Here is a 24,268-nt window from a genome sequence, read left to right as displayed (position 1 = left end):
ATGGAGAGGTCAAGATGCAGCACTTCGCCTAACGATGTGTTGATAACAGGCCACCACTAATGGCACCAATTGGATCTCGACATATTTTCTGACTGGCCTCCGGAGCTGTCATGAATGCCTTATGGACATCGGGATAGGCAACACTTGCAGACAGACCATCCTTTTCCCCGAGCCGTTCACCGGCAACGTCCACAAGACAACCACAAGCATTGTGGCCCCCTATCTCGTAGTCCCAGCAGATTTCACTATGGTGGCGAAATTCTCCAGCGGCCTGCGGCACATCGCTCACCCACTCCGCGCCCGCAATAGCGGCTTCAGTGGTTTCAGACGGGAGCGATCCACCACGTGCGAGCATAGAAATGCCCTGTGACATCTGTCGTGCTGTGGGGCTGTCACAGCCGACGGCATCCAGAAAACGAATGAAATCGTCCTGCGCATAAATATATGGCCCAAGCTGCGAGCGAGCTTCGGCAGACACTGCGCCAAGCCCGCCTGACATGATTTCGAAGGCTCTGCCCCAGAGATTGTTCTGAGCAGCTGCCAGCTGTTTCGCCTCCAGCGCTTTGCGAGATTCGCTGTAGGGCCGCATCAGACCGGCCTGAAACTTGAGGACATCCGTGCTTGTGAGGTTTGTTGTACGGTTGATTAGGGGCCCCGAAGTTGTGAAAGTCTGGATCCGAAGCTCATCCGGGGGCGTTGGCAGAAGATGGCTGCACATTGAAGCGTAAACCCGGACCCAGGCTGTCAGCATGCCCATCTGATCAACATTGCCGCGCTCGAGTGCATATGAATTGTGGAAGTAGATTGCGCCTTCCTCGGCAGTAAACGGAACGCTGCGATTGCCACGGAACACCGATCGCATCGCGCTCGGATTGCGAAATTGGCTCCAGAACCACAAGCCGCGGTATACACGCCCTTCTCGCGAGGCAAGTTCACTGAGGCCCTGCTCGATGTCAGCTATCCTGATCGCGCGCTCAAACTCGCGAACATTCTCGTGGGTACGGAGGGATGAACCCGATGGCATCGTTGCATCTGCGACAATCCCTCCCATAAACTCGGACAGCTGCGCCCTGTGGGACGCGAGCGCCTCAAGCCGGCGTTCAGTCTCAAGCTCGCCTTCGTGGGCGACTATCTTCTCAGTGATAACACCCATCTCGGACGCGATGTTCGCAATATCCTGAATACGCTCTTCAATTTTCGCGCGAATGCAGGTCTTGTCGTCCTGACAACGGTAGCTCGCGGTATGCCAGTAGTGATCTGTGAGCACTTCTGCTCGTTCACGCGAAAGCTTGTTACGATCAAACTTCTTTGGCAGCGAATTCAATCGCTCGAGCATCTCGCGATGAAGTGCGCTGAGTTCGGCATCGCGGCAAACGGTCTGCATGGCAGCCGACAGTCTCCGCTTGCAGTCAAAACCAGGATCATTGCTTGCCAGGACCGGATTGCTATCTTCTTCGGTATTGCGCTTATTCCACGCTTCGATACGCTCAGTTAACAAACTAATTGTGCAGGCTTTTTCCACGGCCGGTTGACACGAGTCGCCCTGGACGCTTCCAGCAGGAAAAGTCGTCAAAACATCGTACTTGTCCTGAACCTTGTCCGCTCGGCTCGAGCATTCGACGACCGCCTCCCTGTTACATGCAAGAAGATTCTGATGAAAGAGGTTGAGACTGCTCGGCGCGATGTCACGTCGCCCTTCGACGTCTGGCATTCGGTTGAGCGCTGCCGCTGCCGATTCAAGAAGCCTCTGTTTAAAGTCCTGAACCAGCGCATCCGAGCAATAAATATTGTCACGATGGCAGGACAGAGCGGTTTCCAGAGACTTCGCTTTCGCCATGTGACCGGCATCGAAGGTTCCGTTGACCGGTGGTGGTGCTGGCCATTCCTGTGCACCAGTGCTGGCGGCAAAGAATATGGCACAGGCGGCAAATATACCGCAGATCAACCGATGCAGATCGACGACTCTAGTGTGGTGGTGCATCGCTTTCCCTCTCTGCCTGCTCGATGCGCGTCCCGCTGCTTTGCAGGCTCGGATCACCCCGTAACAGACGAACCAGATTCATTTCGAATTGTCTGCTCGTAGCACTATCACACCCTGCCCGCCGCATAAGCCGCGCAGCAGCTTTTTCCGGCCCAGCCATCCGCTCTATGAGCGCTGGGGACTGCTTCGACCGAGCCAGGATGTCATTGTTCAACAACGCGGGTTCAGCCGCCGCCGAAAATAGATCGACGTAATGTTCACTGACGAGCAGAACTGGCTTTTCTGGAAACAGCTTAGCTTCGGGCTGCCCCGCAAGCAGCTGATGAAGCGCTGGACCATCCGGCCAGTCCACTTCGCTTGCAGTCTCTCCTGAAGCCGAACAGGATGCCGCGTTCGCCGCCAGCCAGCCCGCGAGGAACCGCAAGCCTACAATTGGAGGCACCTGCTCCCCCTCGAATACCTTACGTGCTTGAGCCTGAGCAATGTCGGACCAGAAAGCCCGGTTTCGATAAACCAGCCCTTGCCTGCTTGCAAGCATCGCTTTTTCCCGCTCCTCGGCGATTACCGAAGCCTCAAGCGTCTGATCGACCTGAGCAAGCGCCTCATTCACCCTCGTCTCGTAGTCCTGAACTTCCACGGCCCGCACTCCGGCCGCTGTCAAGACGGCCTGGACCGACGTTGGCGGAAATGCGAAGGCGAAGTCGGTGACGATTGTGTCGACGTCTGGCTTTTTCCAAGCAACGATCAATTTACTCAGGGCAATCCCCGGCTCATCCGGTCTGTTCGTTATAGTCGCGGGAACCGGGTGATTCTTCACAATGTGGTAGAGCGTGACATGAGGGGGTGGCGTCAGTTCATCGGCAAGGATTGCAGCCGCCCGCAGCAATCTCTCATCGACCGGATTGATGTCTTGATCGACTGGCACGTCGTGAAGCACAACGAAAAATTCCCGATCGCCGATTGCCGCCTCAACGAAGTGCAACTCATCTATCCTTCCTTGTCCCCGAGCAGATGAAAATCCGTGACGCGATAATTCTGCTTCCAGTTCAGCATCCGGAAGCGAGGCTTCGAGCCCTGCTGCAGGACCTGCCGTGTCGACTTCGTATTTATTCAGTTCCGCCAGAAACTTCTGATAGCTGGCGGCATAACATTTTCCGGTTCGATCATTACTGCAGGCGGCCAGGTCGTCCATATGCGCCGCATAACGCTGCCAGACCTCGACTTTTTCCTCGATCGAAGGCAGCCCTCGGGAAACAAGTTCGTAACGTTCGATTGTGGCGCGTTGAACTCTGCCGAGATCGGCAGACTTGCAAACGGTGCGTTCTTCCCGGTTCAGGAATACCCTGCAATTGTAGGCCGGAGCTGCTCCGCTGGAATACCCTCGTTGGCAACTTTTGTAAAAACCCAGATAGGCAGTCGTGAATTCCGACATGGTGAACGGTGAGACTTTGATCTCGCCCTGGCCTGATATGACCTCTACCATATCGTCGTCCCGGAACATACGGAAATTGATTTTTGGGCTGAGCGAGTGGTCTATCGAACTGAATGTGAGCTTGCTGTTTTGCCCGGTAAAATAGACTCCGGTCTGTATCTCCCTTTCATTGCCTCCAAGCCAATGTTGCACCTCACGCTGGGCGCCAACTTTGCAGGTAAACGCGTACAGTGTTTCACCATCTTCGATATATGAGACTTGAGCGCGATATGGCGCTGGGGCGGCAAACATGATCCAGCCGTCTTCGCCAACCTGCGCAGCGGCTTGCTGATTGACAGTGCATAACATCAGCAATGCTGTTGCAAGGCGGGCGGATCGGCCAAATCGAAGATATTGGATCATGAAGCCTCGCGCTGAGTCACGACAAATGAAGGTATCAAGGCCAACACCAGGCCACCAGATACTCTGGCGTCAGCTCAGGGCGCCTGCTGCACGCCGTTGAGGCTGAACGATTGCAGTCTTTCGGTAATAAATTCAGCACCATCGCTGCCTACTCCGCCACCCTGGACCGGAATGCCGTTACCGACGCTCACCCACGCAATCGCCGCCCAACCACCGTGACTGCCGCTGTCCTCATAGTAGAACTTGCAGGTGTCGAAGGTGCCAGCAGGCACGGTAACCGTCTCTCTGCCGGCGTAGGTTGTCGTTAGATCATTGTCGCTTTGAACGACGGGCTGGCCACCACCGGAAGCCACATAGCTGGTATACAGCTGCTGGTAGCTTTCACCTTGCGCCAGGTCGAAACGACTGACAGTGGAAGGCTCATACCAAAAAGTGTCGGTGGAGGCTCCATTAAAGCTATCTAACGACTCCGTACCATATACGCTTACGAGCGCTGCAGTTTGATCAAGCCTCAAATATCGGCGTCCGTACAGGGTAAGCGGCTGACCACCAAGGTAGTCCGACCTCGTTTCAGTGACGAGGACGCGCGCAGTGTCCCCTCTGAAATCAACCAGTCCGCCGACTTCCTGGCGATCAATCACGTTGCCAATCTGGTTTCCGCTGACTGGATCATACTGGCGCTGCTGCAATTCGAGGATATTGCCTTCCTGGTCAAGGAGGCTGCCCATACAGGCCGACGCAGTTGCGTTCCCGGTTTGGTCGACGTTTCCGTTACCTCCACCGTCGCCGGTATCACCGTCATCAGTACCGGCATCAGCAGACGCACCCGGGGCCTGTGGAATCGAGGCCAGGTTACCGCTGCTCAAGAGGTCGACGAATGCGGCGTAGTTCTCGACGTTCGCCATGATGCTGACAGCGGCCATCAGATTGTCCAGCAGCTGGTCAGCATTGTCCCCTATCGAGAATGGCGTTCGAAAAGGATCGAAATCTTCACCGGGCAAGCCGTACCCTTCGGAGCGGAGCGCATTCAGGAAACTGGCTTGGGCCGACGCAAGCGTTGCTGCATCCGGCAGTTGACCACTCTGGTCGTACCATGTTGATGGACTGGCTGAGGTCGCGACGGCAATGATGAGATCGGTCAGAGGGGTGATGTTGACGTTACCGCCGACTACAGCATAACTATGGAGTGTCGTCTCAGCAGTGCTGCCATTCACGCGAAGCGCACAAGGTAAGGCCGCACTCGCGACCTGCCCTTCGAAGCGCCCACTGCCGTCAGTACCCACGTCATTGGTGAAGCCGCTCCCGTCAGCACACCGGGCCACTACCGAAGCCGCGACAATTGGCGCTCCCACAGCGGCGCGTCCAGACAGGGTAGCCTGTGAGGCGTTACTATCCTCACTCGATGAGCCAGATGACGATGAACCGCCTCCACATCCAACGAGGATGGTGCCCATCACACCAACCAGAAGATTTCGATACCGTGGGTCACTCATTGTACTCTCCCTTGGCCAAGCCTGGCACGGGTAACCCGGTACAACATGGGCAAGCCTTTCACAGGCTCAGATTGAATGCGTACTTCTACATTACCGATCTGTCAGAAAGTGTCAATGCCTTGGGTGCGATCAGTGCTCCGCAGGGGCGGGATGGAGAAACGTGTCACAAAATGGAGGGAGCCCGAGGCCGGTGTTTTCAAGCTCATCAACCACGCTTATTCCAGTTTCTCTGCATTTCAAGGAATGCGTACGACGCCGACCAGGTGATGAGAACGAGACCAACCAGTGCTTGTGTGCCATAGAGGAAACGAATGGGCCCCAGCGGAATCATATCGCCGTAGCCAAGTGTCGTGTAGGTCACCGCCGACATGAATATGAAATCGAGAAATGAGAGTCCATCGTAGCCGGTGAGCTCGCCGGCATGGTTGATCTCTACGAGCCACCAGGCGCTGATTCCGAAGCCCCAGATGGCGACAATGTGAACCAGGAGCAGGCCGAATATTAGTAACAGCATGCGGCGTCGATGTGAAAGCTTGGATTGTCCGACTATGCGACCAAACAGAATGAAAGCTTCGTAGTGCAACATCACCGTCAGTACCGTGGTGATCACAGTCACTAAAAATACAACGATGTGAGCCTGATCAAGCATGGCAGCAATATCTCGGTTGGTGTCGCATCATCTGTAAAATGAAGCTTGCAGATGGGGTGCAAATTGAGGAGTCTGTCTTTCGACCATGTACCTCTTCGATGTATACGATACAGGAGACTTCGCGATGATATCGTTCTCTGGGCGCCCCCGCGTAATCGCATATCTCGCATTGATGACCATCACGACTGCTTCGGCACCGGTTTTGGCCGAGCCTGCGGAATCCGATGTCTGCGTCGTTGGCAAGCATAAGAGAGGCATCGGGCAAACCTATTATCAGCACAACGAAGTCGTCGTCGGAGACTATCGTGAGTTGATGCGAACCTTCGAAATTGCCGAAATGCGCGGCGCCGAAAACGCTGAGACGATGATAGGCCGAATGCGAGCGGCCCTGGAAGCAACACCCCACATCGATAGGAAAATGTATGGCGTGGTGATAGAACCACCGACCTATGTCGATCACAACAGAAGCTGTGGCCGCTTTTCGGAACCGCCGGTAGAAAATGAATATCCGGTCGTCTTCAACACTACCTCCCCTCGTCTGATCGGCCGCATGTGCACGCAGGAACCAGAGATCCGCTTTGACATCGGTCCCACCCGTCCTGTTGCCCTCGGTGTCATGATCGAACTGGACGAGTTTTATGACCCCAAGCTGTCAGCTGAGTCACCGCTCAGCTATGCCGCCTTGAGTCAACGGGCCGACAAGGGGGACAGGTTGGCGTCCCTTATTCGCGGCATCATGGGCGTTCGAATGACGCAGTGCTCAAACCTGCCGGCGTCGATGAAGCTCGTCGCCGTCAGGAACAAGGAGTCGATCATGACGGCGTCCCTGCTCTTTCTCGATGACGGAATTCAGTTACTGACCCGTGACGACGAGACGGGACGGCGTCTGGCCAATATGCAAATGCGCGCAAAAGAACAACTTCGGCGCCGGCTGGAGCGGAGCGCGAATTGGGAGGAAAAGGCTGCGGTTGGTGCCGCGGTCGTCCTAAGTGGTCTTGCCATCATGATGATGAACCAATGCAACGATATTGGTAGCATGAACCCGAAGCCCTGGCTTGAAGATTGCGAATGAGCGTCCAGTCTTACTGAGCCACACTGCGATTCAACTCATACACCGCCATGTTGACCGCAGACGCCAGGTTCAAGGACTCCACCGCAGCGGCACCGGGAATTGTGTATCGCTGGGCACTGAGTCTGGCCAGCGCCTCGGAAGGGACCCCCCGGGCTTCGTTGCCGAACAGATAGCAATCATGATTCTGGAACGCCACGCTGGTGATGGCATCACCGCCAATATCCAGACAGGCCACTTGGGGGTAGCGACTGCCCAGCGTTTCCAGCGTGACATCCGTTTCCAATGGCACATGAAAAATGGCACCCATGCTCGAGCGCACTACTTTCGGATTGTATGGGTCGACACTGCCTGGGCTGAGCAGGCAGCGAAGGCCGCCGAACCAGGCCAAGGTTCGCAGGATGGTGCCCAGGTTGCCGGGGTCCTGCACTTCGTGCAGGTAAATGGCCTTCTCCCTCACTCGTGTTTGTCTGTTAGCGGCAGATGGTAAAGGCGCGACCGCAAGTATACCTTGCGGCGATTTGGTATCCGCCAGTTGAGCCATCTGTTTGTCGCTGATCAGGTGCCGAGGCCAGGGGCTGGGCCAATCCTGATACGCACTGGTGACGAACAGTTCAGCCTGCTGCCAGTGAGTGCTAGCTACTGCAGCCTTTTCCAGCTCCAGCACCAGGTGCTCACCTTCCACCAGGAAGTGCCCGAGGGACTGGCGATATTTCTTCTGGTGAAGCTTCCTGACGTCGTCCAGTTTCACAGTCTGGTTCCGGCCTGGACATTGGGTCTGACCTCTGGGGCCGTCTCAAGGTCCGCCAGCATCGCTTTCGCCACAGCTTCGGCCACCTTGATGCCATCCACGCCGGCTGAGAGGATGCCGCCGGCGTACCCTGCGCCTTCACCGGCAGGATACAGCCCTCGAGTATTCAGGCTTTGCAGGCTTTCGCGATCACGGGTGATACGGACTGGCGAAGATGTGCGGGTTTCAACGCCTGTCAGCAGCGCATCGGCCCGGTCGAAGCCCCGAATCTGCCGTCCAAAAGCTGGCAGTGCCTCACGAATGGCTTCGATCGCGTAATCCGGCAGCGAAGGCGCAAGATCGCCGAGGAGAACGCCTGGCTGGTAGGACGGCTCCACCTCGCCAAGTCTTGTGGATGGCCTTCTCGCGATAAAGTCCCCCACTAGCTGGGCGGGCGCACAATAGTCGCTGCCTCCCAGCACGTAAGCCCTGGCTTCCAGGGCTTCCTGCAGCTCCACGCCTGCCAGTGCATCGCCCGGGAAGTCCTGCTCAGGCTCGATGTTGACCACAATGCCAGAATTGGCGTTCCGTTCGTTGCGCGAATACTGACTCATACCGTTAGTGACCACCCGCCCCGGCTCTGAAGTTGCGGCTACCACCGTCCCACCCGGGCACATGCAGAAGCTGTACACAGCGCGACCGTTTCTGGCGTGATGCACCAACTTGTAATCCGCTGCACCCAGCGCAGGATGGCCCGCATACTTGCCAAGTCGGGCGTGGTCGATAAGGCCTTGTGGATGCTCGATCCTGAAGCCGATAGCAAAGGGTTTGGCTTCAAGAAAAACGCCCCGCCGATGCAACATTCGGAAGCTGTCCCGAGCGCTGTGACCCAGGGCCATGACCACATGGCGGCTCATCAACTGTTCGCCACTGGCCAGTTCCACGCCCCGGACCTGCCCTTCTTCCCGCAGCAGATTGGTCACCTTGTGCTCAAAGCGAATTTCGCCACCGAGACTGATAATCTCTTCCCGCAAACGGGACACCACGCCAGTCAGGCGAAACGTACCGATGTGGGGCTTGCTGACGAACAGAATTTCTTCAGGCGCGCCAGCCTTCACGAATTCGGCCATGACCTTGCGACCGTAGAACTTCGGGTCCTTGATCTGGCTGTACAGTTTGCCATCCGAAAACAGGCCGGCACCGCCTTCACCAAACTGCACATTGGATTCCGGCGACAGCTGTTTATGACGCCACAGCGCCCAGGTGTCCTTGGTGCGGCGTCGCACATCCTTGCCTCGTTCAAGCACAATCGGCCGGAAACCCATCTGAGCCAGCAGCAGCGCTGCAAACAGACCGCAAGGGCCCAAGCCGACGACTATCGGACGCTCTGACAAACCAGCAGGCGCTTCCGCAACGGGGTAGTAGGCCGTGTCTGGTGCAGGCCGAACATGGCCGTCATCAGCAAACCGCGCCAATACCGCCGCTTCGTCATGGACCGCCAGATCAATGATGTAAACGAACTTGATCTCACTGTTTTTCTTGCGGGCGTCGTAGCTTCTCTTGAAGACGGTGAAATCCCGCAGTTCAGACTCGCGCAGGTGCAAGCGCTGCAGAATTGCGGCGCGCAGCGCTTCATCGGGATGATCGAGGGGTAAGGCCAGTTCGGTAACACGAATCATGATATGTCCTGGCTGCCCGGCAAAGGCCTGGCAGCTTGCTGTTCGAAAGTGCGCCCATTGTACTGTCGTGGCGGGAACTTGTCAGGCGCAGACGGCGCAACTGCTTTTGCGGCAAGGCTGGCAGCCGCGTACAATGCAGCGTTTTCCGCAGTGAACAGATGATAAACCCATGGCCCGTTCCAAAAGCAGCAAACGCTGGCTCGATGAGCACGTCAACGATCCCTTTGTGAAACAGGCGCAGCTGGACGGCTACCGCTCCCGTGCCAGCTATAAACTGCTGGAGATCAACGACAAGGACCGCCTGATCCACCCCAACGCATTGGTGCTCGATCTGGGCTCGGCGCCTGGAGGATGGTCGCAGGTATCCGCCAAACTGGTCGGCCATAACGGACGCGTGGTGGCGTCAGACATCCTGCCTATGGACGCCATCGCTGGCGTGGAGTTCATTCAGGGAGATTTCACCGAGCAGATGGTGTTCGACCAGATCATGGCCACCCTGAATGGCAACCTCGCGGACGTGGTCATCTCCGATATGTCACCCAACATCAGTGGCGTGGCCGTGGCAGACCAGGCAGCGTCGATGTATCTGCTGGAGCTGGCGCTGGATATGGCCAGCCAGGTGCTCAAGCCCAAGGGCAGCTTCGTAGCCAAGGTGTTTCATGGCGAGGGTTACGATGACTATATCAAGGCCGTACGTGGCCTCTTCGAGAAGGTGGTCATACGCAAGCCTGACTCCTCACGATCGAGATCCCGTGAAGTCTATCTCGTAGCCAAGGGGTTCAAGGGCTGATGCTGGACTTCCGCAGTGATACCGTCACCCGCCCCTCTCCCGAAATGCGAAAGGCCATGGCCAATGCCGAGGTCGGCGATGATGTGTATGGCGATGATCCCACGGTCAATAGTCTGCAGGCCTACGCGGCTGATCGTCTGGGCTTTGAGGCCGCACTGTTCACGCCTACCGGCACGCAAGCCAACCTCCTCGCCATCATGAGCCATTGCGGCCGGGGCGAAGAATATCTCTGTGGTCAGTCAGCCCATAATTATCGCTATGAGGGTGGTGGCGCTGCTGTGCTGGGGAGCGTTCAGCCGCAGCCGATCGAAAACGAGGCGGACGGCTCGATCGACCTGGAGAAGGCCAGGAAAGCGATCAAGGCGGATGACTTTCACTTTGCGATGACTCGTCTGCTGTCGCTGGAGAACACGATAGGCGGCAAGGTGCTGTCCTTGGACTATCAGAATCGGGCGCGAGCATTTTGTGACGATTATCAGTTGCGCCTGCATCTCGATGGTGCACGCATTTTCAACGCTGCCGTGGCCTCCGGTTGTGACGTCACTGCCATCACCGGCTGTTACGACTCTGTCAGCGTGTGCCTTTCCAAAGGCCTCGGGGCGCCGGTCGGATCCTTACTGCTAGGTGATGCAGCATTTATCGGCCGGGCCATCCGGCTCCGGAAGATGCTGGGCGGCGCCATGCGCCAGGCAGGCGTGCTGGCAGCAGCGGCACGTATCGCACTGGAGCAGGGTCCGTTTCGCCTCCATGAGGATCATGCCAATGCAGCCTATCTGGCCGCTGGCCTCGCCGAAGTTCCAGCACTGGAGATCGACCCCTCTCTTACCCAGACCAATATTGTCTATGCCCGCTGTCGAAGCGGTCGGGCGGCTGAGCTTAAAAAGGCGCTGGCAGCGCAAGGCATCTTGATCACTGCAGGCGACCCGATACGCTTCGTGACGCATCTCGATGTGGACCGTGCGGCCGTAGATCAGTTGCTGGCGGCCATCAAGCAATTCTATCGACAGAGTTGAGCTGGGCCGGACTTCGCCAGGCTACGGATTGTCGCCGCTATTTCCCCACGCTGTGATACAGACAGAAACAGTAACGTGAACTGGTTCCTGTCTCAAAGATGATTATCAAAAAGTTCATGCGATGAGGCCTCTTTCTAAGCCAAGGTGGGGAGGCCTGCGTGCCTATGACCAAGAGGGTTGGTGGCTGGCAATAGCAACCTATCTCTACAAAAATTAGAAATACCTTAGGACCATCCTCATGAAAAACCGACCTCGCCTGCCATTGTGGCTCTGTGCTTTTCTGATGCTGCTGTCAAGTCAGTGGCTGCAGGCTGCCAGCACCCTGACCGTGAATCAGGAATTGACGCTGGACCAATACCTGGAATCCGATAACGGGATCTATCGTTTGTATCTGCAAGGTGACGGGAACCTGGTGTTGAGGGATTGGTCGACGCGAAATTCACTGTGGTCATCTGGCAGCAATGGCAAGGGTGGCGTTCGGGTAAGAATGCAGCCGGATGGCAATCTGGTCATGCGTGACCGACGTGGTCGGGCGGTGTGGTCCAGTAGTACCGCCAGCTCGGGCGGGGTCCGTCTCGTCATGCAAGGTGACGGCAACCTGGTCATGCGCAATAGTCGTGGTGCATCAGTCTGGTCCACTGGGACTGTGCAAGCACCGCCAACTGATACGATCAGGCCGGTGATTACGCTGAACGGCGATGCCACGATCAGCCTCAACCAGGGCGGCACGTTTACCGATCCCGGTGCCAGCGCTTCAGATAATGTTGATGGCAACATCAGTACCAGCATTGTGGTGAGCGGTTCGGTCAATACATCTGTAGCGGGCAATTACGCCCTGCAATACAACGTGCAGGATGCAGCCGGTAATGCGGCGGCTACTGTTTCAAGAACGGTACAAGTCATAGCGCGAGCCAGTGGTACGCTGGAATCGGATCGGGAGCTGAGAACTAACGATCGTCTGACCTCAGCGGACGGCAGTCATTATCTGGCGATGCAGGGGGATGGTAACCTGGTGCTTTATACCGATTCCGGTCGGGCCCTCTGGGCGACAAGCACCAACGGTTCAGGTGCCATCCGTGCCCGTATGCAGGGCGATGGTAACCTGGTGTTGCGCAACAGCGCCGGTTCGTCGGTCTGGTCGAGTGGCACCAATGATTCCGGAGCGGTCAGGTTGGAGGTATTGAACGAAGGCAATGTAGTCCTGTTGACTTCAACAGGCTCGGTGGTTTGGCAGGCGATTGAAACAGTAGGTCAGGATACTACGCGCCCAGTGATCAGGCTGAATGGCGCCAGTAATGAAATGGTCAGCCAGGGCATGGCTTATCGCGATCCCGGCGCGACGGCGACCGATGATGTCGATGGCGATATCAGCAGCCGAATAGCTGTCTCCGGTTCCGTCAATACAGGAACACCCGGTACTTACACATTACGTTATAACGTGTCTGATGAGCCGGTAACGCAGCGGCCACGGCCAGCAGGGCGATTACGGTGTCGCCTTCTGACGATGACGGTAACGACAATCCGAACCCGGTCAATGAGGCGCAGAGCACCGGTAAATTTTCTTCGCCCAATGCAGCCTTATATTCGCTGAACGATTCACGCAGTCGTGCATTTCCAAGAGTCATCAACACCCCGTTTGAAGGTAATGGTCATTCAGAAACATGGGATGGCCGTGTCTTTGTCGCCAAGCGAACTGGTGGTTGGTACGCCCAGGCCTTTCGTCCGGAACGGATTGAGCGTAACAGTGATGGCTCGATAGATTTTACGCGGCAAAATGCCTTTGGTAACAGAGTCACGCTCGAGCTCGAAAGCGATGCGCCTGGCGGAAACCTTAACTGGCTCGCCATCGTGCCCGACAGTGCCGTCAGCGGAGAAAACCCATATCCCTCAGACGCAGCAGGCCGTTTTTCGACATCAGGCAGTTACAGTACCTATAAGGCGATCGTCTACCACACCATTCAGCGGGATGGCCATTCTCGCAACATGGGCTACCGCACAGCTACATTCATCGTCAGCAATGCCAATACGCGAGATGCCCAGGTGAGCAGCGCCGAACTCACGAGTTCTTTCAGAAGTCTCAGACTGCAAAGTGGTGCCCAGTTCATGTGCATCGAGCCTTCAGTCACACTGGATGGCATGTTGATAGTCTGTCAGGGGCATCCGGAAGATCCAGGTCGAATCGATAACCTGGTCTATAGCTGGAACCCGGTAGCTAACGCGACAGCTAGCTGGCGAACCCCGAACTCCATCGCGAACATGTACTGGGATGACCGTAACCAGACAGTCGGCGGCATGCCATTCCGCACACGCTTCCCTATCGCAGAAAGCCCATTGCTCGATGCAGCCGGCAACGAATACAGGCGCAATGACCTGGTTAAGGGTGCTTACCCCTGGATCAGTCATGATGGTTCTGAGTTGTTCTATCAGGCCTCCAGGGAAGGCGTGAACGCACGGCGCACCGCCACCACGGTCGTTGGGCGCTGGACTGGCGGGGTCTTCCGGCACATTGACGGGCCGATCAATCCTTATCGTCACGTCCGGAACCGTTTGTTCGTCTCATCCCCGGGTGCCTTCACCACCATGTGGACACCGTACAAAGATGTCGATGATCTGAAAATACCTTACTCGGTCAGAGGGCCCAGCTATCCCGTTTTTGGCTCCAATTCCCGGGATTACACTGAAGTAGGTTTCGATGACTATCTGGATGGCAACTTCGTGCTGTATTTTGGCATGAACGAACAGATTGACCGGGATGGCGGCTATCAGAGAACGCGTACCCCCGACACCTCCGGCAATTTCAATAATGGAACCCTGGTCGGTGCAAAATTCCCGCTGGAATACAACAATCGGGATGAAATTGTAGGACGCTTTGGGCAAGCGATCTACTTCGGCAACGGTCAGTATGTCGAGGTGGCTAAAAATAGAGGCTGGGACACGCTGGACAAGGGCTTTACCGTCGATTTCTGGGTCAGAAAGATGAACGGTTCCGGTACCGTTCGCTTATTCAACCTGAACGGTGGTATTGAGATATCCCTGCTCAATGGCAGCACCTTGTCGGCGACGGTTACCGATACCGCGAATACCCGTCTGTCGCTGAACGGTAGCAGCATCGCCACGAATAGCTGGACGCATGTCGCCTTGACGGTGGACTCGGCTTCCAGCCAGATGCAACTGTATGTCGATGGCCGCATGGTCGCCAGCCGCAGTACATCCAATTTCGGCTCGGTGAGAACCAGCGGATCGCTCCGAGTCGGACCTGAGAGCTCGAATGCCCTGTTGATCCTGGACGAAGTGAAGGTCTCCAATGTCGCCCGAACGGCTTATGAAATCGGGCACTATGCGAATGTTCGAACCAACAAGGCGGCAAACAGCGCGTTGATGAATAGCATCCCCTCGCACCTGTCCGACCTGCGCTTCAATGTCACCGGCGTAGATAACTTCAGCTCAGCGGCAGCCGACCTGGGTGAAGAACTGTTCAACGATGTCATCCTCTCCAGGCAGCGCACGACCTCCTGTGCCACCTGTCATAATCCGACGCAAGCCTTTACCGACGGTTTACCAATAGCGCAAGGCAATGAGCCCACCGATGCCGGTGTGCGCAATACCCCGATGCTTCTGAACCGCTTGTTCTCATCGATGCAGGGCTGGAGCGGCCTGGATGAAACGCTGGATGTACAGGCCTTGACACCGATTCAGGCCTCGCATGAGATGAATCTGCCGATGACCGAAGCGGTGCAGCGCCTACGCGCAAACAGCAGCTACAACAGTCGCTTTCAGCAGGTGTTTGGCCAGGCACCGTCCGCCGATACCATTGCCCAGGCTTTGGCTAGCTTCCAGGCGGTTCAGTTTGCGCCTCGAACCCGGGTCGATTCGTTCCTGGCCGGTAATGCCTCGGCTCTTAATCCCGCTGAGAAGCGTGGCCTGGATCTGTTCCAGAACAAGGCACGTTGCGCTGGCTGTCACGCAGGTGACAATTTCACCGATGAAACCTTCCGCCATAACGGCCTGACCACGGACAGCGATCCGGGTCGCGCCGAAGTCAGCGGGCGGGATAGGGATTTCCAACTGTTCAAAGTGCCCTCTTTGCGAGAGCTGGTCTCGACCGCGCCCTATATGCACAATGGCAGCCTGGGTTCATTGGAGGCAGTGGTCTCTGCCTATAACGACGGTGGATTCGGCGATCCGATGGCAGATACTGATATCCGACCGCTGCGCCTGACGAGCGCAGAACGCGACGATCTGGTAGCTTTTTTGAGAGCACTTTCGGCTGATTAGGATGCCGATAAAAACGCCTGCTGTGGCCTACAAGCTGGTGTCAAAAAGCCTGGCGAAATGATTGTTGCTGGTGTCCAGTTGGTGGATGGCTTCTTTTAATTCTAGGCCTCCACTCAACGTAGTACCCGTCGTACCAGTAAGGGCCCGATCAACTCAAACAGGATGGTAGAAGCGACTACAACCGGCAGGATGGAGTCACGGTATTGCGGGAATCGCTCCGCCGCGAGCAAGGCCATGCCGATAGCGACTCCAGCCTGGGGTGTGAGGGCCAGCCCAATATTGTGGGGCAGCCCTTCGTGCCCTGGTCGAGTGAGTACGGCTGCCAGAAGCCCACCTACCAACCGGCCTGCCAGCCGCAGAACGATATAGGCGAGCGTCAACATGAGTGCATCGTCCACCTTGTACAAATCGATGCTGGCCCCGGACAACACAAAAAAGAACACTAGAAATGGCCACTCGATCAGCTCGATTTCCTGGAACGAGCGGGTATGGTGATGGGAGCAATTGGCCACCAGCCCTCCGGCGACCATTGATGCCAGCAGGGCTGATACGCCCAGAAACGATGACAGCCCGGTCAACAACAGAATGATCGCAATAGCTTCGATCTGAGTCGGCTCGCCCGGCTTTAGACGACCGGTCAGCATGGCCGCGGGCAGCCCCACCGCAAAGCCTAACAGTATCGCACCACCCAACTCCCACATGGCATGCCACAAGGCCAGCTGGCCCTCGGCACCCACCATCCAGCCGAGAATCGACATGCTGACGCCGAACAGGACAATACCCCAGGCGTCATCGATAGCGACGACACCCAGCAAAACCCTGGGCACCAACCCAGTGCGCCCACTATCCCGCACCGACTCGCTGACAGCAGCGGGATCCGTCGCTACTGATATGGCAGCCAGCGAGACAGCCACAACAATGGGAAACCCGAGCATTAGCAGGCCCGCGCCAACCAATAGGTCGCTCATGAGGACGACACTGAGAGAAGTCACCAGAATCAGCCGACCAGTCTGCCGCAACTGCCCAAACTCCAACTCGTTACCGAGCAGGAAAGCCACCATGACCAAGGCCAGCTGAATCAAAGGCGTACTCAGCCCCTTCAGCAAATCGTCAGCGGGAGCACCCAGCCATACCTGCTGAATGAAGGCAATGCCAATACCCACCATCATCAGAATGGATATCCGCGGAATGTTCGTCCGGCGGGCAATCGCAGCCGCGAAAATACTGGCGGACAGAATGACGCCGAGCAGCATCATGTTGATGGTGGCGTTTGTGGTGTCGATGGATAGCCAATGTGGGAAAAGCTCACTCAAGGGTGATTATCCGCCGACCGAAGAAAACGATCGGAACGCTATGGCTGAAGAAGTGCTGCGGGTACTGGGACCGCAGAAGATCTGATTCGCTGCCTTCATTTGACAAACTCACTTCGCCATATGCCCCACATAAGCGGTGATGAAGGCTGCTTCCTGAAAAGCCTTCAAGCCAGTCTCAGTAAACGCTATCGGCAGTGGATTGGCTGACAGTGTAGACTTTGCCAGCGATGTAGGGATCAATTTCACCTCCAGCTGAACATCGGCGATTAACTGAATAGCCGCCTCGAGCTTGAAGCTGCTCGAGCCACCAGCAAATTTGCCTTTCGTCATTCGTTCCTTGATCGCAACACAGCTCACCTCATTTCTGGCCAGCATGTCCGCAAAGTCCGACTGGAACTGCTTCAGGTCTTCCCGGGTATGGTTCTTGTTGAGGGTCAACTTGCGTATCTTGCTTTCGGGCAAGCTGAACTGCCCCCGGTCCAGCTCCAGCAAACAGACCACCGCATCGCTACCGGTCAACTCAACTCCGCAAATAATCATCGCCTTCCTCCTGGTATCATCGGCTCAAGCGTTGAAGATACGCTGGCCACAGCTGGACGTGACGTTTTAGCATGCTGACCGAGTCAATCATATAGCCAGAGGTTCACCCGCCATGGAACACCCTCACCGCATTTACCTCGCTGGACCGGAAGTCTTCTTTCCGAAAGAGGAGCACCAGACCATCGTCGCGGAGAAAAAACGCCTTCTTCAGGCGCAAGGGTTTGTGGGTGTAGATCCTCTGGATGCCGATCTCGTTTTTGACAAGCAGGAAACGAAGCAGGCTCATGCTCTGCGAATATACAGGGCAAACCGCGATCTCATGGACAGCTGCAGCGCGATAATAGCGAACCTGACGCCATTCCGGGGCATCAGCGCCGACCCAGGCACCGTCTTTGAAGTTGGCTATATGATCGGTCACGGCAAACCGGCATTCGGGTTCACCATGGACAAGCGGCCTTATCTTCACAGGGCTGGCGCGGCAACTCAGGGGATCACTGGCCACACCATCGAGGATTTCGAACTCAGCGACAACCTGATGATCGAGTGCGGAATGGCGGAGTCCGGAGGGGGGCTGTATGTGGCGAACACAGAGGGAGATCATAGCCACTTTTCAAGCGAGCTGTTCCGCACCTGTGTTAAGGCCCTTACCGTGAAGTCCCTTTCTGGTGGTACATATTCTCATCCGCATAACTAAGCAGAAGGTCAGCATCCTCCCCGTTTTCCGGATAACACGCCACGCCGATGCTCATGGAAGGCATATTAATCCCGCCAAAATCAGGGCCCAAGGGTTCGGTCATGACCTCGACAATCTGTTCAAGCTTTTGGGTAACTGCATCCCCCGCCTGGATGTCCGTCAATAGAACAACGAATTCATCGCCACCAAGCCGAGCCACTGTGTCCGTTTCACGCACGCAGAGTTCAAGCCTGCGTGCAATGGTGCAGAGCACACGATCACCAGCCGCATGACCATACGTATCATTGATGAGTTTGAAGTCATTAACGTCCAGAAACAGTAAGGCCAAGCGATGCTGTTGGCGTGGGGCGGCACGCAACGCCAGGGCGAGCCGATCATTGAACAGAGAGCGATTGGTCAGACCGGTGAGTGGGTCGTGATGGGCCAGGAATTTCAGTTTCTCTTCTGCATGCCGAAGGGCGGTCACATCCCGGGCTACCCCGATTCGCACATGATCCTCTTCGGACCACTGCGCAGACCAGAGGATATAGACCACAGTACCGTCTTTATGGATATAACGGTTGCGAAAATCACGATGGGGCTGGCCACTCATGACCCGGACGATAGAGGCACGCGAAGCCTCCTGGTCCTCAGGGTGTACATAGTCGGTGATGGCGGTCCCAGTTAATTCCTCAGCACTGTAGCCAAGCAAGTTCTCACAGGCGTCACTGACGAAAACAATCAGGTTATGCCTGTCGACCACAAAGACTGGGTCCAACAGCAGACTGATGAGCTTGGGATATAGCGCTTGCAGATCAACGGACATAATTCAGACAACAGCTTGATGACTTGTATACCCGAGCATAGCGCATACTGCGCTGCCCGAGCCAAATGATCGATGTAGTCCACCGCCAAACAGTACGCCTTTGATAAGCTGCCGACCGACCTTGATAACGGCCGGTAAAATTCTAGTTGGCAGGTCTTCCGAAGTTCTGCACCCAGTATCGGCTGTAACCCGAAGAACCAGGTGACGTCGTGATGAGCGATGCGCCCATTTCAGTCACGCTCGAACTCATGATATTGCGGCAATGTCCAGCGCTGGACAACCAACCGTTCATCACACTGCCGACCGTGTACTGACCACCAGCGATATTCTCCGCCGCTGAAGACCAGCGATAGCCGGCATTGTTCATTCGCTGCCCCATTCTCGAGCCGTCGCTGCCTGTGTGACTGAAGAAATTGTTGCTGGCCATATCCCTGGCGTGCGTCGTTGCAGCCGAATCAAGCTTGCAGCTCCAGCGCAGGGCAGACTGCGCAGCATAGTGTGTTCCCCCACAGCTACGGGCGTTGGACCGCGCCGCATTGACTGCCCGGAGCATTTCGACGTCGACAGAACTCATGCACCCATCTATCGAGCCTTGCGAGGTCTCCCCTGCACTTTCCACGGTACGGAACTGCCAGCTCTGCCACGTGGCCTCATCACCCGAGGCCGACATCAGCCCGCTCTTGATGACAATCTGATAAAGCGTGTCAGGTGACAGTGTTGATTGTGGAACCAGGCGAACCTGATCACTGCCAGCGGCATACTCGACCTTGATGCCGATTGGACTGCCCGACTTCCGAATTTCCAGATTGTCCGTATTCACAGTAGCCGGGATCAGATCTTCAGAAAAATTCAAGGTCACCTTGGTGGACAACGCCCGATCCTGACTATTCTGGCCTGGGCTAGTCGACTCCACCTTCAGTTCAGCTGGCGCTGGCGCAGGAGGCGGAGTTGGTGTGGGCGCCGGTGCTGCAGGCNTTGGCGTTGGCGTTGGCGTTGGCGTTGGCGTTGGCGTTGGCGTTGGCGTTGGCGTTGGCGTTGGCGTTGGCGTTGGCGAGGCTACCGGCGGCGCCGGCTTGTTGAAAGGGTTATTGCTGCTACCAGAGCCTGAAGCGTTACCCGCCCCATTCGAACTGGAACCTCCGTTTGATTCCAGGTTCCCGGCGAAGCCAGACCCGCCACTTCCGCCCTGATTCGCTGCCGGTCGCAGGCCTTCGTCGACGGTGCCTTCATAGTCGATTGGCGAAGACGTACTGCCTGTGTCGACAGATCCCTCAGCATCGACTCCGCTGGCGGCTTCTTCGACCGTATCTGCTGTGGCGAAGGTCTGTGCCTCGGTCTGGGCAGAGACACTTCCGCCGTTCGAGGATTCATCGCTGCAGGCAGCGAGTGTAGTGAAAAAACAAGCGAGGATGGCCGCTGGGGCACGCGATAAGAGAATATTCAAGATTGCTATCCCTGTCTGATTGAAGCGAATTCTTCGATCGGGCAAAGCAAACTCTTGCTGGCTGTCTCTACCTTGCGTCGCATGTTAAATGAACAGGCGTGCCACGCGCATAGGCCAGACGGCTCAAATTTCGCCCAAATACAGGGGTCCTTTGTGTCGTAATATGCCAAATGGTCGTCCATCGAGGGCCGCCAGTCCGAGCCCGCCCAAAGCCGTCAAACTACAAGATCTTGCAAGCCTGCTGGTTGTCTACTGGTATTCCCGTCTCGCCGCGAGCATTGATTTAGCCTAATCTAGGTAAGCAAGCATGTACGGAACAAACAATAGGAGCACAGCGCGTATGTTGAACCGTTCACTGTCGGCAGCCATGATCTTTTCAGTTCTGGCGGGCCTGGCTGCGTGCAGCAGCAAAGAAACCATTGAAAGTGATATGGGTATGTCAGATGCGCCGGACTGGGTGAATGAAGGCACACAGGCAGTGGATGACGATGACGGCCGCTATATTCAGGGCGTTGCTTATGCGCCGCCGCTGAATGATCAGTCTTTGCAGACCTCGACAGCCGACGGCAGGGCCAGGGCCGAAGTCGCCAGAGTGGTCTCCAGCTTCGTCGACAGCACCCTGAACGATTACACAGCCAGCACGGGCGATACTGCTGTCGCGAACATTGAACAGACCATCGTCAATTCAACGAAAACGGCTCTGAACGGCGCCAAGATCAAAGGCCGCTGGAAAGATGAAGACACCGGAAACATCTATTCCTTCGCAGAGATGGATATGGATGTCCTGGATGACTCGATCCAGACAGCCAGCAAACTGTCCGAAAACTTCAAGGCGTTCTACAGCAATAATGCGAATGCCAATTTTGAACGGTTCGTGGAAGGAAATAAATGATGAAAATATGGGCCATTATCTTTGCAGCCATGCTGTTCAGCGGCTGCAGTACGTCGGTCGAGCGAATAGACAGCGATACTACAGTCGATCTGAGCGGCGCCTGGAACGACAGCGACTCGCGCCTGGTCGCCCAGGAGATGATTCAGGATGCCCTGTCTCGCCCCTGGATCAGTGATTACACCGGTCGAACCGGCGAGCGGCCTGCTGTTATCGTCGGTACGGTTCGTAACCTGAGCCATGAGCACATCAACCTGAAGACTTTTGTCGCCGATATGGAGCGGGAACTGGTCAACTCTGGTCGGGTGGACTTCGTCGCGTCCAGAGACGAGCGTGGTGAAGTACGTGACGAACGACTTGATCAGGATCTGAATGCACGCGAAGAAACACGTAATGCAGCCGGTCAGGAATTAGGCGCTGATTTCATGCTGACAGGCCAGGTCAACACCATCATCGACGCTGAGGATAACGAGCAGGTTCGCTTCTACCAGGTCGACCTGACCCTGATCAGCATGGCTGATAACCGCAAGGTCTGGCTGGGCCAGAAGAAAATCAAGAAGCTGGTTAAAAACGCGTCCATTCGCTACTAGACCGCTTTAAGGTGATCTCCGGGATGCGAATGTTTCGGTTTCTGGCGACACCACTGCTGGGCTTAGGCTTGCTGTATCTGCAGGGCTGTTCGTCCTGGCAGATCAACCAGCTCTCGACCGCCCTCCCGACAGCGGGTCCCGAGGAGACCCTGAAAAAGCTCGAAGAGATCGATCCGTCAGATCGCGACAGAACTCAATACCTGTTAAACCGTGGCGTGCTGAAGCTCTATAGCGGCGATCTGGACGGTAGTCGACAGGATCTCGAGCAGGCCAAGGTCATCATGTCTTCCTTACAGGCGGTCAGTCTCACCGAGAACTTTGGCGCGCTGACGGCGAACGAGACGCTTCGCAGCTATACCGGCACGCCGAGTGAGCAGGTGCTGGTGCATGCCATGCTGGCGATGGGCTATTTGTTCAGTGGCAATCTCGATGGTGCAAGGGTCGAAATGCTGCAGGCGAACGTGACAATGAGCCGCCTGGGCGAAAGAGAATCTGTCAGCGGGCAATTGGCGAGCGTGCGCTTTCTCGCCGGGCTGATTTATGAAATGAACGGTGAGCTGGACGACGCCCTGATCAGCTACCGCAGCGCGCATGAGATCATCAAGACTCGTGGTGAGCAGGTACCTGATGCCCTCGCGACAAGCTTGCTGAATGTGAGTCTGCGGCAGAACAACGATGAAGAATATGAAAAACACGTCGCCGAATTTGGTCGCAAGGCCTCATTGCCCAAGGCCAACGAAGGCGAATGGATTGTGTATTATCACGATGGCGTGGTGACGAACAAGACTGAAGCCCGACTCTCGGTATTTGAGCCAAAGCTGAGGTCTCTGATCAGTGTGGTGGTCCCGCAGTATCCGCCATCGCGTTACCAGCCCAGACGTCTTTCCATCAAGTCCGGGAATGGCAAGGTCGGGGCCGGCACTGATGTGAACAGCACCGAAGTCATCGAGATGATCGAGCGTCGGGCACGCGAAGACCTTGCTGATCAAAGCGCCAAGATCATGGCAGCGGCCACTGTACGTGCAGTGGCCAAATACCAGATGGTGAAGGAAGCTCAGAAAAACGGGGGCGGTTTAGGCGGTCTACTGGCCAATATTGCCGGCGTGCTCTCAGAGCAGGCGGATGTGCGGAGCTGGAATATGCTGCCTTCGTCGATTCAGGTCGCGCGGACAGTAGCGCCCCTGGACTCCCCGGTGCAGATAGTAGGAAAGGGTCTAGCGTTGCCGCCACTGAACGAGCTTGGCGCGAGCCGTAGCCGGGCAGTTCGGTACGGTGTTGCACTGGTGAACAGCCTGAATAATCGCCTGCTCAGTTATCCGCCTGTCAAAGGCATCAAATCAAATGAAGGACAGCCGAATGAACAATAAGCCTGTACTCAGTTCATCTGTGATTCAGCCAAGGGCACTTGCCAGTGTCGTGGTGTGGCTCAGCCTGCTTGTCATCACTGCGTGTAGCTCCACACCCGAACGACCCGACTGGCTGGATAGCCCGGAATCTTCCTACCCTGCCACCACACATCTGACGGCGACCGGATCAGCCGATGACCGACAAACCGCTTCGGATCGAGCCATCAGTAACCTGGCCAAAATATTCGAAGTAAACGTTCAGGAAACGTCGACCGATTTCAGTAGCGCCCAGGTCAACGCAACCCAGGGGCAGCAGCAGATCACCAATGAACAGAAAATCACCCGAGCGGTGAGCACCGAGACCAGACAGGTGCTGCAAGGCGCTCAGGTTGTCGAGTACTGGGAAAACGAACAGGGGCAGGTTCACGCCCTGGCCGTATTGGCCAAGCAACCTGCCTCCAACCGCTTTCGCCAGGCCATACTAGCGGCTGATGGCGAGATCAAGGACCTCATACAATACGCCAGTGTCACTGCCAACAATCCGCTATCGGCGCTGAGCGCCCTCAAGCGCGCTCGCAGTGCCCAGATTCGACGTGACCAGTTGAACCAGAGCCTGATGATCGTTGCCGATGGCCGGGGCATCAAGAGTCAGTACGATCAGGCGGCCGTGGATACGCTCATTCGCAATGCTCTGGGCACCTTGCCGGTTACAGTGCAAGCCGACGACCCGTCGGTGAAAGCCGAGCTTCAGCGCGCCCTGACCAAACTCGGTGTGAAGACCGTGGCCGAGTCTGAGTATGTATTGCGCGGGTTTACGGATATGGCCCCGGTCACGGAGCAGCAGGGCTGGTTCTGGCTGCGGGGTTCTTATGAGCTGATGCTGCAACGCAACGAGACCGTGATGGCCAAGCAGCGCTGGCCGGTAAAGGTCTCTGCTGCTGACGCTGGCATGGTTCAACAGCGCGCTCGGGACGAACTCAATCAGAAACTGCCGGGGTATCTGTTCGAGCTGTTGTCCAGTGAGACTGACTAGCCAGCAAGTGAGCTGAACGACCATCGACTATCCTCAGGCACGCCTTTGCCCTTCTTTCGAAGGCAGACTACATTTGCTGACAAGTGATGCGCCTCGTGACG

General features: G+C 56.4%; 20 protein-coding genes. 10 read left to right on the top strand and 10 right to left on the bottom strand.

Annotation, left to right across the window (positions count from 1 at the left end; genetic code table 11):
• Positions 1-28: 28 nt before the first annotated feature.
• The 4 genes from ABD735_RS07020 to ABD735_RS07005 form a co-directional block, all read right to left on the bottom strand.
• Positions 29-1,981 (bottom strand): lysozyme inhibitor LprI family protein, encoded by a 1,953-nt coding sequence (locus ABD735_RS07020; RefSeq protein WP_344804731.1) that lies wholly within the window; start codon positions 1,979-1,981, stop codon positions 29-31.
• On the bottom strand, positions 1,965-3,761 hold the full coding sequence (locus tag ABD735_RS07015; RefSeq protein ID WP_344804729.1) for a hypothetical protein: 1,797 nt from the start codon (positions 3,759-3,761) through the stop codon (positions 1,965-1,967). The genes ABD735_RS07020 and ABD735_RS07015 overlap by 17 nt, the downstream gene beginning before the upstream one ends.
• Before the next feature lie 128 nt (positions 3,762-3,889).
• A complete protein-coding gene (locus ABD735_RS07010) occupies positions 3,890-5,308 on the bottom strand; it encodes a hypothetical protein (protein ID WP_344804727.1) in 1,419 nt (472 codons plus the stop codon).
• Between the two features lie 205 nt (positions 5,309-5,513).
• Complete coding sequence (locus tag ABD735_RS07005; protein WP_344804725.1) at positions 5,514-5,957, bottom strand: ion channel; 444 nt, start codon at positions 5,955-5,957, stop codon at positions 5,514-5,516.
• A 124-nt stretch (positions 5,958-6,081) separates the two neighbouring features.
• On the opposite strand from ABD735_RS07005, the gene ABD735_RS07000 reads away from it, so the two are divergent.
• Positions 6,082-7,029, top strand: a complete 948-nt coding sequence (locus tag ABD735_RS07000) for a hypothetical protein (protein ID WP_344804723.1) — start codon at positions 6,082-6,084, stop codon at positions 7,027-7,029.
• Between the two features lie 10 nt (positions 7,030-7,039).
• On the opposite strand, the gene ABD735_RS06995 is transcribed toward ABD735_RS07000, so the two are convergent.
• Together ABD735_RS06995 and ABD735_RS06990 are read right to left on the bottom strand one after the other, a co-directional pair.
• Complete coding sequence (locus tag ABD735_RS06995) at positions 7,040-7,777, bottom strand: TrmH family RNA methyltransferase (RefSeq protein WP_344804721.1); 738 nt, start codon at positions 7,775-7,777, stop codon at positions 7,040-7,042.
• Positions 7,774-9,435 carry an NAD(P)/FAD-dependent oxidoreductase gene (locus ABD735_RS06990; RefSeq protein WP_344804719.1) on the bottom strand — a complete coding sequence of 554 codons (1,662 nt, stop codon included), beginning with the start codon at positions 9,433-9,435 and terminating at the stop codon, positions 7,774-7,776. Before ABD735_RS06990 ends, ABD735_RS06995 begins: the two co-directional genes overlap by 4 nt.
• A 169-nt stretch (positions 9,436-9,604) precedes the next feature.
• On the opposite strand from ABD735_RS06990, the gene rlmE reads away from it, so the two are divergent.
• The 4 genes from rlmE to ABD735_RS06970 all read left to right on the top strand — a co-directional run bounded on the left by rlmE (position 9,605) and on the right by ABD735_RS06970 (position 15,513).
• Positions 9,605-10,225, top strand: a complete 621-nt coding sequence (gene rlmE / locus ABD735_RS06985; protein WP_344804717.1) for a 23S rRNA (uridine(2552)-2'-O)-methyltransferase RlmE — start codon at positions 9,605-9,607, stop codon at positions 10,223-10,225.
• Entirely contained in the window at positions 10,225-11,238 is a 1,014-nt protein-coding gene (gene ltaE, locus ABD735_RS06980) for a low-specificity L-threonine aldolase (protein WP_344804715.1), read from the top strand. The genes rlmE and ltaE overlap by 1 nt, the downstream gene beginning before the upstream one ends.
• Positions 11,239-11,476: 238 nt before the next feature.
• Complete coding sequence (locus tag ABD735_RS06975) at positions 11,477-12,829, top strand: immunoglobulin-like domain-containing protein (protein WP_344804713.1); 1,353 nt, start codon at positions 11,477-11,479, stop codon at positions 12,827-12,829.
• Positions 12,727-15,513, top strand: a complete 2,787-nt coding sequence (locus ABD735_RS06970; RefSeq protein WP_344804711.1) for a cytochrome c peroxidase — start codon at positions 12,727-12,729, stop codon at positions 15,511-15,513. Before ABD735_RS06975 ends, ABD735_RS06970 begins: the two co-directional genes overlap by 103 nt.
• Positions 15,514-15,626: 113 nt before the next feature.
• Here the strand turns inward: ABD735_RS06970 and ABD735_RS06965 are convergent, their stop codons facing one another.
• Both ABD735_RS06965 and ABD735_RS06960 read right to left on the bottom strand, forming a co-directional pair.
• Positions 15,627-16,826 (bottom strand): cation:proton antiporter, encoded by a 1,200-nt coding sequence (locus ABD735_RS06965; RefSeq protein ID WP_344804709.1) that lies wholly within the window; start codon positions 16,824-16,826, stop codon positions 15,627-15,629.
• A gap of 108 nt (positions 16,827-16,934) precedes the next feature.
• Positions 16,935-17,366, bottom strand: a complete 432-nt coding sequence (locus ABD735_RS06960; RefSeq protein WP_344804707.1) for a DUF3010 family protein — start codon at positions 17,364-17,366, stop codon at positions 16,935-16,937.
• 112 nt (positions 17,367-17,478) lie between these two features.
• Between ABD735_RS06960 and ABD735_RS06955 the strand changes: the two genes are divergently transcribed.
• Positions 17,479-18,060: a nucleoside 2-deoxyribosyltransferase gene (locus ABD735_RS06955; RefSeq protein ID WP_344804705.1), complete on the top strand. Its 582-nt coding sequence runs from the start codon at positions 17,479-17,481 to the stop codon at positions 18,058-18,060.
• On the opposite strand, the gene ABD735_RS06950 is transcribed toward ABD735_RS06955, so the two are convergent.
• Together ABD735_RS06950 and ABD735_RS20135 are read right to left on the bottom strand one after the other, a co-directional pair.
• Positions 18,011-18,865 (bottom strand): diguanylate cyclase domain-containing protein, encoded by an 855-nt coding sequence (locus ABD735_RS06950; protein ID WP_344804703.1) that lies wholly within the window; start codon positions 18,863-18,865, stop codon positions 18,011-18,013. The two genes, ABD735_RS06955 and ABD735_RS06950, sit on opposite strands and share 50 nt — an antisense overlap.
• Before the next feature lie 142 nt (positions 18,866-19,007).
• Complete coding sequence (locus ABD735_RS20135) at positions 19,008-19,778, bottom strand: CAP domain-containing protein (RefSeq protein WP_425548590.1); 771 nt, start codon at positions 19,776-19,778, stop codon at positions 19,008-19,010.
• An 871-nt stretch (positions 19,779-20,649) separates the two neighbouring features.
• On the opposite strand from ABD735_RS20135, the gene ABD735_RS06940 reads away from it, so the two are divergent.
• From ABD735_RS06940 to ABD735_RS06925, 4 genes are read left to right on the top strand one after another with little or no spacing between them, the layout of a single operon-like run.
• Positions 20,650-21,201: a hypothetical protein gene (locus ABD735_RS06940; RefSeq protein WP_344804699.1), complete on the top strand. Its 552-nt coding sequence runs from the start codon at positions 20,650-20,652 to the stop codon at positions 21,199-21,201.
• Positions 21,198-21,788 (top strand): penicillin-binding protein activator LpoB, encoded by a 591-nt coding sequence (locus ABD735_RS06935; RefSeq protein WP_344804697.1) that lies wholly within the window; start codon positions 21,198-21,200, stop codon positions 21,786-21,788. The genes ABD735_RS06940 and ABD735_RS06935 overlap by 4 nt, the downstream gene beginning before the upstream one ends.
• Before the next feature lie 23 nt (positions 21,789-21,811).
• Positions 21,812-23,155 (top strand): COG3014 family protein, encoded by a 1,344-nt coding sequence (locus tag ABD735_RS06930; protein WP_344804695.1) that lies wholly within the window; start codon positions 21,812-21,814, stop codon positions 23,153-23,155.
• On the top strand, positions 23,145-24,167 hold the full coding sequence (locus tag ABD735_RS06925) for an LPP20 family lipoprotein (protein WP_344804693.1): 1,023 nt from the start codon (positions 23,145-23,147) through the stop codon (positions 24,165-24,167). The genes ABD735_RS06930 and ABD735_RS06925 overlap by 11 nt, the downstream gene beginning before the upstream one ends.
• Positions 24,168-24,268: the final 101 nt, after the last annotated feature.

The sequence above is a fragment of the Allohahella marinimesophila genome (assembly GCF_039538005.1).
Classification (GTDB): Bacteria; Pseudomonadota; Gammaproteobacteria; order Pseudomonadales; family Oleiphilaceae; genus Allohahella; species Allohahella marinimesophila.
Note: the sequence above shows the minus strand (reverse complement) of the source record. Positions and strands in the feature narration are given on the sequence as shown.

Excerpts from the sequence above, each read along its gene's own strand:
- ltaE (WP_344804715.1), top strand. The coding sequence starts at position 10,225 with ATGCTGGACTTCCGCAGTGATACCGTCACCCGCCCCTCTCCCGAAATG.
- ABD735_RS06940 (WP_344804699.1), top strand. The coding sequence starts at position 20,650 with ATGTTGAACCGTTCACTGTCGGCAGCCATGATCTTTTCAGTTCTGGCG.
- ABD735_RS06930 (WP_344804695.1), top strand. The coding sequence starts at position 21,812 with ATGCGAATGTTTCGGTTTCTGGCGACACCACTGCTGGGCTTAGGCTTG.
- ABD735_RS07015 (WP_344804729.1), bottom strand. The coding sequence starts at position 3,761 with ATGTTATGCACTGTCAATCAGCAAGCCGCTGCGCAGGTTGGCGAAGAC.
- ABD735_RS06955 (WP_344804705.1), top strand. The coding sequence starts at position 17,479 with ATGGAACACCCTCACCGCATTTACCTCGCTGGACCGGAAGTCTTCTTT.
- ABD735_RS07000 (WP_344804723.1), top strand. The coding sequence starts at position 6,082 with ATGATATCGTTCTCTGGGCGCCCCCGCGTAATCGCATATCTCGCATTG.
- ABD735_RS07020 (WP_344804731.1), bottom strand. The coding sequence starts at position 1,981 with ATGCACCACCACACTAGAGTCGTCGATCTGCATCGGTTGATCTGCGGT.
- ABD735_RS06950 (WP_344804703.1), bottom strand. The coding sequence starts at position 18,865 with ATGTCCGTTGATCTGCAAGCGCTATATCCCAAGCTCATCAGTCTGCTG.
- ABD735_RS06990 (WP_344804719.1), bottom strand. The coding sequence starts at position 9,435 with ATGATTCGTGTTACCGAACTGGCCTTACCCCTCGATCATCCCGATGAA.
- ABD735_RS06960 (WP_344804707.1), bottom strand. The coding sequence starts at position 17,366 with ATGATTATTTGCGGAGTTGAGTTGACCGGTAGCGATGCGGTGGTCTGT.
- ABD735_RS06975 (WP_344804713.1), top strand. The coding sequence starts at position 11,477 with ATGAAAAACCGACCTCGCCTGCCATTGTGGCTCTGTGCTTTTCTGATG.
- ABD735_RS06925 (WP_344804693.1), top strand. The coding sequence starts at position 23,145 with ATGAACAATAAGCCTGTACTCAGTTCATCTGTGATTCAGCCAAGGGCA.
- rlmE (WP_344804717.1), top strand. The coding sequence starts at position 9,605 with ATGGCCCGTTCCAAAAGCAGCAAACGCTGGCTCGATGAGCACGTCAAC.
- ABD735_RS07005 (WP_344804725.1), bottom strand. The coding sequence starts at position 5,957 with ATGCTTGATCAGGCTCACATCGTTGTATTTTTAGTGACTGTGATCACC.
- ABD735_RS07010 (WP_344804727.1), bottom strand. The coding sequence starts at position 5,308 with ATGAGTGACCCACGGTATCGAAATCTTCTGGTTGGTGTGATGGGCACC.
- ABD735_RS06935 (WP_344804697.1), top strand. The coding sequence starts at position 21,198 with ATGATGAAAATATGGGCCATTATCTTTGCAGCCATGCTGTTCAGCGGC.